Here is an 11498-nt window from a genome sequence, read left to right as displayed (position 1 = left end):
GACTGAAAATTTTTACCTGTGGGCGCTGTGGCGCTTTATAGCAGGTTTAAGTAGTGCTGGTTCTATGCTGATAGCCTCTGGCCTGATTATGCACTGGCTGTTAAGCCATAAACAGCGTGCCGAGCTGGGTGTCCACTTTGCCGGTTTAGGCTTTGGTATAGCGCTTGCTGCACTGTTGGTGGAGCTTATGCTTAGTGTACACCTGGACTGGCAAAGCCAGTGGTATTACTTTAGCGGTTGTGCTGTAGTGTTGGCCATTCCGGCTTGGCGCTGGTTACCACGCCCGGCTGTCGTGGTCGCTGCCGCGCATAGCCACTTAGTCGATATTCCCCCGTCCAAACGCTTTTATCGCCTGATGCTGGCGTGTTACTTTTGTGCCGGTTATGGCTATGTGATTAGTGCGACCTTTATCGTTACCATTGTTGAACGGATGCCGGGCTTAAGCGGCAGCGGTAACTTAAGTTTTATTGTGTTAGGTTTGGCGGCGACGCCGGCGGTATTGCTATGGGATTTAATCGCCCGTAAGACTGGTTACCTTAAAGCCATTATGCTTGCATTATTGGCGCAAAGTGCCGCTATTTTACTGCCACTGTGGTTTAGCTCGTTAATACCGGTGCTACTTAGTGCAGCCTTATTTGGCGCGACCTTTGTTGGTGTAGTCAGTTTGGTGCTTACTATGGCCGGGCGCTTGTACCCGAATAAACCAGCGAAATTAATGGGTAAGATGACGCTGGCTTACGGCAGTGCCCAGGTGCTGGCGCCAGCGTTAACCGGCTATCTGGCCGAAGTGACCGGCCAGTATGCTATTGGCTTATATCTGGCAGCCGGTTTTGTTGCGCTGGGTGCAATATTGATAGCGGTGCTTATCGCAACGGATAACACCGCGCAGCAGTTGGATGCGATGACGTAATTACTTACCGATACAAAACGAGCTGAAAATCCGACCCAGTAAATCATCCGAGCTGAATTCGCCGGTAATTTCATTTAAGTGCTGCTGGGTTAACCGTAGCTCTTCTGCCAGGATCTCACCGGCGATAAAACTGTGCAGCTGTTCCTGACCAATAGCTAAATGCTCGGCAGCACGGTCGAGTGCATCTAAGTGACGGCGGCGGGCGAGGAAGCTGCCTTCAACGCTGGCATCAAAACCAATACATTGTTTTAAATGCTCGCGCAGTGCGTCGATACCGGCGCCGGTTTTGGCTGATATAGGGTACACCGGCGTCTGGCCAGTGGTATCCGGCAGCATTGATTCGCTGGTTAAATCGGCTTTGTTGCGGATAACGGTAACACCTAAGTTGGCTGGTAAGCGGTCGATAAAATCAGGCCAGATATCATGTGGATCAGTCGCATCGGTGGTGGTGCCATCGACCATAAACAGCACCCGGTCGGCTTGCTCGATTTCTTTCCAGGCCCGTTCAATACCTATTTGCTCGACCTGATCGGTGGCGTCGCGAAGGCCAGCTGTGTCGATAATATGCAGCGGCATACCGTCGATATGAATATGTTCACGCAGTACATCGCGTGTGGTACCCGCGATGTCGGTAACAATAGCCGCTTCACGCCCGGCTAAGGCATTTAGTAAGCTGGATTTACCGGCGTTGGGACGGCCGGCAATAACCACCTTCATACCTTCGCGTAAAATACTGCCCTGAGCAGCCTGCTTTTTTACTGTTGCCAGGTAATCGATAATCTCCGCCAGATCAGCGGCGACTTTACCATCAGATAGAAAGTCGATTTCTTCATCCGGAAAGTCTATTGCGGCTTCAACGTACATACGCAGGTATATGACTTTTTCCACCAGCTCATGAATATGACGCGAGAACTCGCCCTGCAGTGATTGCATGGCACTGCGCGCGGCTTGCTCGCTGGACGCATCGATAAGGTCGGCAATGGCTTCGGCCTGCGCTAAATCCAGCTTATCGTTTAAAAAGGCGCGCTCAGAGAATTCACCCGGGCGGGCAATGCGCACATTCGGCAGCGCCAATACCTGTTTTAGCAGCATGTCGAGTAACACCGGGCCGCCGTGGCCTTGCAGTTCCAGCACATCTTCACCGGTAAAGGAGTTTGGCCCGGGGAAATACAGCGCTATGCCCTGATCCAATACCTGCTTGTTGCTGTCAAAAAACGGCAGATATTCGGCATAACGCGCTTTGGGTAATTTGTGCAGTATGGCTTGCGCCACCGCTTTGGTATCAGGGCCGGAGATACGAATAATACCAACACCGGCGCGGCCGGGGGCTGTGGCTAAAGCGGCGATGGTGTCGGTAGTAAACATGGTGTTGCCTCTTAATAGAAAAAGCCTGTCGGCGTAGTGCGACAGGCTATTGATATTGCTCAGAGTATGAACCGGGAAATTCCTGCTTCGTCGTCTTCGACAGCACGTCCCTGTGCTGTCTCAGCCTGCGCGGCTTCCCTGCCGCTGCTACGCAGAAACACCCGGTTCACACCTTTTAGACTTTAAATCAGGCTTTTTTCGTATGTAAGCCTTTCTTTTCCATACCTTTGTAGATGTACAACATCTGCGCCAGTGAAATCAGGTTACTGACAAACCAGTACAGTACCAGGCCGCTTGGGAACCACAGGAAGAATACTGAGAACGCTACCGGCATCCACATCATAATCTTCTGCTGCATTGGGTCAGTCACCTGCATTGGTGTCAGCTTTTGCATTAAGAACATGCTCAGACCAAACAACACCGGTAATACGTAGTACGGGTCTTGAGCTGACAGGTCATTAATCCACAGCATAAAGGGTGCGTGACGCAGCTCTACGCTTTCGACAAAAACCCAGTACAGCGCTAGGAAAATCGGCATCTGGATCAGCATTGGCAAACAGCCACCCATAGGGTTAACTTTTTCTTTGCGGTACAGCTCCATCATGGCCGGGCCCATTTTTTGGCGGTCATCTTTGTAGCGTGCCTGCAGCTCGTCAATTTTTGGCTTCAGGTTACGCATCTTGGCCATGGATTCGTACTGTACCTTGGTCAGCGGATACATGGCACCTTTTACAATCAGCGTAATACAGATGATTGCCAGGCCCCAGTTAACAACAAAACCCTGAATCGTGGTCAGTAACCAGAACAGCGGTTTTGAGATAAACCACAGGAAGCCGTAATCTACGGTTAAGTCTAAGCCGTTGGCCAGTATGGCCAGATTGTCCTGGGTTTTCGGGCCGGCATAAAAAGTACTGCCTAAAGTGGCTTGCGCACCCGGCTCGATGTTTACTGCTGGGCCCTTAGCACCGATCACACCCTGGCCATTGCGCACTAAGCTGTACAACTGGTTTTCAGCTTGCTGATCCGGTACCCAGGCAGAAACAAAGTAGTGTTCCAGCATGGCAACCCAGCCGCCGGTTGTCGCTTCCAGTAGGTTCTTTTCCTGCATATCATCAAACTTGTATTTGTTATAGCGGTCTGATGAGGTACCAAAAGCGGCACCACGGTAAATCGGCATCATCATGCTGCCGCTTTCACCGTTATCGATGGTTTGCACCAGGTGCTGATAAGGCTGTACGGTTTTAACTTCACCGCTTTGGTTGTGAAGCAGATATTCTACCCGGACATCATATTGGCCCGCTTTGAAAATAAAGCGCTTTTCTACTGTTAAACCATTGTGGTTAAACGTTAAAGGCACGATCAGTTCTTTCGCGCCTTCAGCCAGGCTGTAGCTGCTTTCTGGCACGGTATATACTGGCCTGCTGTTACGGCTGTCATCCGGTCCGTCACGGCCAATCAGGCCGCTTTGTGCCACATATTCAAAGCCAGCTAGCTTGCGCATCAGCGGATAAGCATCACCTTCGCCTTTGTGCAGCTCGAAGGCCGGTAGCTGTAATGCAATAATATCACCACCGCGGGTATCAATTTTAAGCTGCAGTACATCCGTGCTGATATCAATAGTGCGGGCCGCTGCTGCGGTGCTGGTTGCCGGTTGCTCTGCATCGGCTGTGGTCAGCTGCAGATCGGCAGAGCCGCTGCCTGTAGCGTCGCTACTTTTTTGGGTTACCGGTGTGACAGGCTTAGGCGCCGTATCGATATTCCACTGTTGCCACAGTAAAAAACTGACCAGTGCCAGACCAATAACTAATAAACTACGTTGTGATTCCATGGCTTAGCTTTTCTCATTGTGCTTTTCAGGAACAGGATCATCACCGCCTGCATGCAGAGGATGACATTTTAATAACCGCTTTGTGGTTAACCAACCGCCTTTAATCACACCAAACCGCTCTATTGCCGTTATGGCATAGTGCGAGCAAGTGGGGTGAAAACGACAGCTTGGCCCGAGCAGAGGGCTGATAAGTCTCTGGTACCCGCGTAACAGCAGCAAGGCTAAGCTGACAGCGAAGCGGTGTATTGGCGATCTATCTTGCGCCATAACTTTTCCAGTTGCCTCTGTAACTCATCATTAGCAGTATTGCTAATATCACCCTTTACCATCAGTACCAAATCAACACCAGGCAACTCATGCTGATGCAAACGAAAGCTGTTACGCACGCAGCGCTTAATGCGGTTACGATGCACGGCTAATTTAACACGTTTTTTTGCGATAGTAAGGCCTAATCGGGGATGAGGCAGATGATTGGCTTTTGCCAGGATGGTAAACAGCGGAGAAGAAACCCGGAAAGGGAGTTGGAAGACGTTATCAAATTGACCGGGAGTTAACAGGCGTAACTCCCTGCCGAATTTTAAGCTGACCACTCAGCGGTTAACCGCTGATTAAGCTGTTAAACGCTTACGGCCTTTAGCACGACGACGCGCTAATACCTGACGACCATTTTTAGTGGCCATACGGGCACGGAAACCGTGGTTACGCTTGCGCTTTAATACGCTTGGTTGAAAAGTTCTTTTACTCATAATTCACCCGTTCGGTCGAAATATTTACTAAAGGTTTCTGTGTTTTAGTAAATATACCAAAACGCAGCTGACAAAAATGAGCGCGAATTTTAAGTACTCTGAGGGGTAAAGTCAATCTGATCCTGCGTTTAATTACAGCGCGATCCTACCTGATCCTGTTTTTATTTGAGTTTTCCACAGATAAGGTGTTATGGCCTGAATAAAGTGTGGGTTATTTCGTGGTTAGTTCAAATTTGCCCCAGCTAAAGTGGCGGTATTATTAATCGGTATAAGAGAAATTTTTTGTATTAAAACAGGGTGTTGTTTTAAATTGCTGTCGCAGGGCGCTAATTTGTAAAAGTCAATATTGAACTTGTGGATAAGATAGTACCATAATGTGCGCTTCGATAACTTACGCCAGCCTTTTTAACCATTATAACTAAGGCTTCAGGAGATATGGTGTATCAGTCCGTTTGGCAAAATTGCCTGCAAGCGCTGCAAGCCGAATTGCCCGCGCAGCATTTCAGTATGTGGATCCGTCCACTGCAAGCTGACAGTTCTGACACAGGGTTAACGCTATACGCACCGAACCGTTTTGTGCTGGATTGGGTGCGTGAGAAGTATCTGAACCGGATTATGGAACTGATCCAGGATTATTGTGGCGATGACGCGCCGCGGCTGAAGTTTGATGTCGGTTCAAGCCCGGCAGGAAAAAGCCGCTCAGTAGCAGCTGCTCCGGCAGCGCTGGCGGCGGTGACCCCGGTAGCAGAACCTGCAGTAAAAGAGGCGCCTGAACCGGCCCCTAAAACCATCGTTACCAGTAACGTGCGGGCGAATTACACCTTTACTAACTTTGTTGAAGGTAAATCTAACCAGCTGGCGCGGGCAGCCGCCAGCCAGGTAGCAGACAACCCCGGTACGGCGTACAACCCTTTGTTTATCTACGGTGGCACAGGTTTGGGTAAAACCCACTTACTGCATGCTGTCGGTAACGGCATACTGGCAAAGAAAGCCGATGCCAAAGTTATCTATATGCACTCCGAACGCTTTGTACAGGATATGGTTAAAGCCTTGCAAAACAATGCGATAGAAGAGTTTAAGCGTTATTATCGCTCCGTTGATGCGTTGCTAATCGATGATATTCAGTTCTTTGCTAATAAAGAGCGGTCTCAGGAAGAATTTTTCCATACTTTTAATGCCTTGCTTGAAGGTAACCAGCAGATCATTCTGACCAGTGATCGTTACCCGAAAGAAATTGACGGTGTTGAAGACAGGCTTAAATCCCGCTTTGGCTGGGGCCTGACGATAGCGATCGAGCCGCCGGAGCTGGAAACCCGGGTGGCGATCCTGATGCGTAAAGCACATGAGAACCAGATCCGCCTGCCGGAAGAGGTGGCGTTTTTTATTGCTAAGCGCTTACGTTCAAACGTACGCGAACTTGAAGGTGCATTAAACCGGGTAATTGCCAATGCCAATTTTACCGGTCGGCCTATTACCATAGACTTTGTGCGTGAAGCGCTACGGGATCTGCTTGCGTTGCAAGACAAGCTGGTTACCATTGAAAATATTCAGAAAACTGTCGCAGAGTATTACAAGATACGCGTGGCTGATTTATTGTCTAAGCGGCGCTCACGCTCTGTTGCCCGGCCACGGCAGATGGCGATGGCATTATCAAAAGAGCTGACGAATCATAGCTTGCCGGAAATCGGTGATGCGTTTGGCGGTCGCGATCATACAACAGTGCTGCATGCCTGCCGTAAGATAGAGTCGCTGAAAGAAGAAACACACGAAATAAAAGAAGACTTCCAGAATTTAATCCGTACTTTGTCATCGTAAAGGGACTTGGTCATGCAATTTACTATCAACAGAGACGCTTTGTTAAAGCCATTACAAATGGTTTCCGGTGCGATAGAGCGTCGCCACACGCTGCCGATTTTATCGAATGTATTGTTGGAGGTAAGCGAAGAGCGCTTATCGCTGACCGGTACCGATCTGGAAGTAGAGCTGGTAGCGACCACCGATGCCCTGACAGTACAAAGCCCGGGTCGCATTACAGTGCCGGCAAAAAAGTTGTTGGATATTTGCCGCAGTTTGCCTGAGGCCTCCGATATCAAAGTGCAGTTGCAGGCTGATAGCTGTATTCTTAGCAGCGGGAAAACCAAGTTCACTTTATCTACCCTGAGTGCGTCAGAGTATCCAAACCTGGAAAGCTGGCAAGGTGAAGTCGATATTCAGCTGTCACGGCAACAACTGCGGAAATTGCTGGACGACACTGCGTTTTCGATGGCAAATCAGGACGTGCGGTACTATTTAAATGGTCTGTTATTCGAAGTAGATAACGGCGCCGTTAAAGCCGTGGCGACCGATGGCCACCGGCTGGCATTAAGCTCGCTGGAGTTGGCGGGGCTGGTCGCGCAACAAAAACAAATTATTATTCCACGTAAAGGCGTGCTGGAAATTATGCGGTTGCTGGCCAGCGACGAGCAGCTTATTACATTGAGTCTGGGCCAGAACCACATTCGGCTGACTGACAGTAATTACGTGTTCAGTAGTAAATTGATTGATGGGCGTTTCCCGGATTACCGCCGCGTACTGCCACGTAACAGCACTAAGCTGGTGACTGCGCATCGCAGCGTATTGAAAGATGCCTGCACCCGAGCGTCCATCTTATCGAACGAAAAATACCGGGGCGTACGTTTTACCCTCAGTAGCGGTGAAATGCAGATAGTGGCAAATAACCCTGAGCATGAACAGGCCGAAGAAATTATTGAAGTTGAGTATCAGGGCGATAATCTTGAAATCGGCTTTAACGTTGGCTATCTGCTTGATGTATTAAATACGCTGGGCACCGATCTGGTCATCCTGCATTTGAACGACGCCAATTCCAGCGCGCTGGTCGAGGGCGTTGGTAATGTCGGCGCCTCGTACGTCGTTATGCCAATGCGCCTCTAAGTATGTCACTGCTGTCATTGACTGCCCGTCAGTTTCGTAATCTGACGGCAGTGTCGTTAAATGCCAATGCCCGTTTTAATTTGATTGTCGGCATGAATGGCAGCGGTAAAACCAGCCTGCTGGAAGCAATCTATTATTTGGCACACGGCAGGTCTTTTCGCACCAGCAGGGTTCAACGTCTGGTGAAGCATGATAGTGAAGCTTTTACGCTGCATGCGAAAGTCGCGACAACACAACAGACCCATAGTTTGGGTTTGCAGCGCGCTAAGCAGGGCGAGTTAGTATTGCGGCTTAATGGTGCCAATGTGCACCGGCTGGCTGAGTTCGCCAGTTTGCTGCCGGTGCAATTGCTGACGCCGGATAGTTTCCGCTTGTTTTTTGGCGGGCCAAAAGAGCGGCGGCAATTTTTTGATATGGGATTGTTCCACGTGGAACCTGCTTTCTTCGACAGCTGGTTACGCTTTAGCAAGGTGCTTAAACAGCGTAATGCCTTACTGAAAACCAACCGCCAGTATGATAGCCAGTTTCAGTTCTGGGACGAACAGTTTGCCCAGTTGGCGTTTGAACTACAGGGCTTTCGGCAACGCTATATTGACCAGCTAGAGGGCGCTTTCAGGGCGTTGACGCAACAGGAAGCCATACTGCAGCAACTTGGTTTTCAGCTGCAACGCGGTTGGCCGGAGAAGATAGCTGAGCCAGCGGAGTTGATGCAACTGTTACAGCAAAGCTTTTCGCAGGATTATCGGATGGGCTTTACCCAGTATGGGCCGCAGAAAGCCGATTTAAAATTAAGGTTGGAGCAGGGGGCAGCAGAAGAAGTGTTATCCCGTGGCCAGCTAAAAGTGTTATTATTTGCGCTTAAAATTGCGCAGAACAATGTCATTCGTGACAGTGGGCAGAAACAGCCTTTGCTATTGATTGACGATTTGGCGTCGGAGTTAGACCAACAGTCTACCCGGCAGATATTTAGCTACTTACGCGATATTAACTCACAGGTTTTTATTACTGCAATTAACGCTGAACAGGTTTCACCTTTTATTGATGCCGGGCAACTGGCAATGTTTCACGTGGAACAAGGGCAGCTAACAGCACGGACAGATGACGATGGCCGAACAACATAATTACGATTCCTCGAGCATAAAAGTATTAAAAGGACTGGATGCAGTTCGTAAAAGACCAGGTATGTACATTGGCGATACAGACGATGGCACTGGCTTGCACCATATGGTATTTGAAGTTGTAGATAACTCTATCGATGAAACGCTGGCAGGTCATTGTTCTGATATCTGGGTAACCATCCACAGCGACGGCTCAGTGTCAGTGCGTGATAACGGTCGTGGTATTCCAACCGACATGCACGAAGAAGGGGTGTCTGCTGCTGAAGTTATTATGACAGTACTGCACGCCGGCGGTAAATTCGATGATAACTCTTATAAAGTATCCGGCGGTTTGCACGGTGTGGGTGTATCAGTAGTAAACGCCTTGTCAGACAAACTGGAGCTGACCATTCGTCGTAAAGGCCAGGTGCATCAGCAAATTTACAGTCTGGGCGTGCCACAGGCGCCACTCTCGGTAATAGGTGAAACCGAAGATAAAGGCACCTCGATTCGCTTCTGGCCAAGCCCGACTATTTTCAGCGACATCAATTTCCATTACGACATTCTGGCCAAACGTCTGCGCGAACTGTCTTTTCTGAACTCTGGCGTCAGCATTATCCTGACAGACGAGCGTAACGATAAGAAAGATCATTTCAAATACGAAGGTGGTATTGAAGCTTTCGTGCAGTACTTAAACCGCACCAGGACCAGTGTACACCCTAAAGCATTTTACTTTACGGATGAGCGCGACGACGGCATCTCAGTAGAAGTGGCCATGCAGTGGAATGACAGTTATCAGGAAAATGTATTCTGTTTCACTAACAATATTCCACAGCGTGATGGTGGTACCCACTTAGCCGGTTTCCGCGGCGCGTTAACGCGGGTACTGAATACCTATATCGAGCAGGAAGGCTACGCCAAAAAGATGAAAGTGCAGGCCTCGGGCGACGATGCACGCGAAGGCTTAACCGCCGTTATCAGCGTAAAAGTGCCGGACCCTAAGTTCAGCTCGCAAACCAAAGATAAGTTGGTGTCGTCAGAGGTACGTTCAGCGGTCGAGAGCGTAATGGCTGAGCGGCTGAATGAATACCTGCTGGAAAACCCGGGTGATGCCAAAATCATCGTGGGTAAAATTGTCGATGCCGCCCGTGCCCGTGACGCAGCGCGTAAAGCGCGTGAAATGACACGGCGAAAAGGTGCGCTGGATATTGCCGGTTTACCCGGTAAGCTGGCAGATTGTCAGGAAAAAGACCCGGCATTATCTGAACTGTATATAGTGGAAGGTGACTCTGCGGGTGGTTCTGCTAAACAGGGCCGTAACCGCAAAAATCAGGCAATATTGCCACTAAAAGGTAAGATCCTGAACGTTGAGAAAGCCCGTTTTGATAAAATGCTGTCTTCACAGGAAGTAGGTACGCTAATCACTGCGCTGGGTTGCGGCATCGGCCGTGAAGAATATAACCCGGATAAAACCCGTTACCACAGTATCATCCTGATGACGGATGCCGACGTCGACGGTTCGCATATTCGTACGCTGCTGTTAACGTTCTTCTACCGTCAGATGCCAGAGCTGATTGAACGCGGCTATATCTATATTGCGCAGCCACCACTTTACAAAGTGAAGAAGGGTAAGAACGAGCAATATATCAAAGATGAAGCCGCATTAACGGAATACCTGACCACGCTGGCATTAGATGAAGCCTCGCTGCATGTTAACGTCGATGCGCCGGGTATTGGTGGTGAAGCGCTGGAGAAGCTGGTACGCCAGTATCACAAGGTGTCTGCAACCATTGACCGTTTAACGCGTAAAATCCCGTACAACCTGTTAAACGAACTGATCTATGTGCCGGCGCTGGATGTTGCTCAGGCCAAAACAGCCGCTTACAGTGAACAGTGGGCTAAAACGCTGGTACAGCGGCTGGATGAGAAAGAGGGTGATGGTTCCAGCTATCGTTATGAAATTCACGAAGACCGTGAACGCCAGTTATTCCTGCCGAAAGTGATTATCCGTCAGCACGGTATCGATAACGAATACCTGCTGCACCACGATTTTGTTACCTCACGCGATTATCTGAGTATAGCGGCATTGGGTGATGAAATCCGTGAGCTGATCGAAGAGGGTGGTTATGTTCGCCGTGGCGAGAAAATCAAGCCGGTAGAAACCTTCCTGGAAGCGCTAGAGTGGTTGATGAGCGAATCGAAACGTGGCTTGTATATCCAGCGGTATAAAGGGTTAGGAGAGATGAACCCGGAACAGCTGTGGGAAACCACAATGGATCCGAATACCCGCCGTATGTTGCAGGTAACTATCGAAGATGCGATTGGCGCTGACCAGCTGTTTGCTACGCTGATGGGTGACCATGTAGAGCCGCGCCGCGCCTTTATTGAAGAAAACGCGCTGTACGTAGCTAACCTGGACGTGTAACAGGCTACTATCAGCTAAGAAATAGAAAAAAACGGGCCTGCGGGCCCGTTTTTACTTGTCAGCCTTAAACCACCTCCTATGGAGGTGGTGATCGTTTAGTCGGGGCTATGCCCGTAGAGTACCCATGTTAGATACTTCGCTCGTTTGTAACCAGCAAATGAGGAAGTAAATAACATGAGTAGATATAAATCCGCTT

At 49.5% G+C, this 11498-nt stretch carries 10 protein-coding genes; 5 read left to right on the top strand and 5 right to left on the bottom strand.

Going from position 1 to position 11498, the window contains the following annotated elements:
* Nucleotides 1–910, top strand: a 910-nt coding sequence (locus VIN66_RS02385; protein ID WP_331922502.1) for a YbfB/YjiJ family MFS transporter, incomplete at its 5' end; no start/stop codon positions are given.
* On the opposite strand, the gene mnmE is transcribed toward VIN66_RS02385, so the two are convergent.
* The 5 genes from mnmE to rpmH all read right to left on the bottom strand — a co-directional run bounded on the left by mnmE (nt 911) and on the right by rpmH (nt 4849).
* A complete protein-coding gene (gene mnmE / locus VIN66_RS02380) occupies nt 911–2275 on the bottom strand; it encodes a tRNA uridine-5-carboxymethylaminomethyl(34) synthesis GTPase MnmE (RefSeq protein WP_331922501.1) in 1365 nt (454 codons plus the stop codon).
* A gap of 187 nt (nt 2276–2462) precedes the next feature.
* Entirely contained in the window at nt 2463–4103 is a 1641-nt protein-coding gene (gene yidC, locus VIN66_RS02375; protein WP_331922500.1) for a membrane protein insertase YidC, read from the bottom strand.
* Between the two features lie 3 nt (nt 4104–4106).
* On the bottom strand, nt 4107–4370 hold the full coding sequence (gene yidD, locus VIN66_RS02370) for a membrane protein insertion efficiency factor YidD (protein ID WP_331922499.1): 264 nt from the start codon (nt 4368–4370) through the stop codon (nt 4107–4109).
* Nucleotides 4325–4693: a ribonuclease P protein component gene (gene rnpA / locus VIN66_RS02365; RefSeq protein ID WP_331922498.1), complete on the bottom strand. Its 369-nt coding sequence runs from the start codon at nt 4691–4693 to the stop codon at nt 4325–4327. The genes yidD and rnpA overlap by 46 nt, the downstream gene beginning before the upstream one ends.
* 18 nt (nt 4694–4711) lie before the next feature.
* Entirely contained in the window at nt 4712–4849 is a 138-nt protein-coding gene (gene rpmH, locus VIN66_RS02360; RefSeq protein WP_008222343.1) for a 50S ribosomal protein L34, read from the bottom strand.
* A 438-nt stretch (nt 4850–5287) separates the two neighbouring features.
* Here rpmH and dnaA point away from each other — a divergent pair, with 438 nt between their 5' ends.
* The 4 genes from dnaA to gyrB are packed head-to-tail and all read left to right on the top strand — an operon-like array spanning nt 5288 to nt 11302.
* Nucleotides 5288–6664, top strand: coding sequence for a chromosomal replication initiator protein DnaA (dnaA, locus tag VIN66_RS02355; protein ID WP_331922503.1), 1377 nt, complete (start codon nt 5288–5290; stop codon nt 6662–6664).
* Between the two features lie 12 nt (nt 6665–6676).
* Nucleotides 6677–7780, top strand: a complete 1104-nt coding sequence (gene dnaN, locus VIN66_RS02350) for a DNA polymerase III subunit beta (protein ID WP_331922497.1) — start codon at nt 6677–6679, stop codon at nt 7778–7780.
* 2 nt (nt 7781–7782) lie between these two features.
* Nucleotides 7783–8901 (top strand): DNA replication/repair protein RecF, encoded by a 1119-nt coding sequence (gene recF, locus VIN66_RS02345; RefSeq protein ID WP_331922496.1) that lies wholly within the window; start codon nt 7783–7785, stop codon nt 8899–8901.
* Nucleotides 8885–11302, top strand: a complete 2418-nt coding sequence (gene gyrB, locus VIN66_RS02340) for a DNA topoisomerase (ATP-hydrolyzing) subunit B (protein ID WP_331922495.1) — start codon at nt 8885–8887, stop codon at nt 11300–11302. The genes recF and gyrB overlap by 17 nt, the downstream gene beginning before the upstream one ends.
* Nucleotides 11303–11498 lie beyond the last annotated feature (196 nt).

Origin of the sequence: Rheinheimera sp. (assembly GCF_036568245.1) — a bacterium.
Classification (GTDB): Bacteria; Pseudomonadota; Gammaproteobacteria; order Enterobacterales; family Alteromonadaceae; genus Alishewanella.
This window is presented reverse-complemented; position numbering and strand designations above follow the sequence as displayed.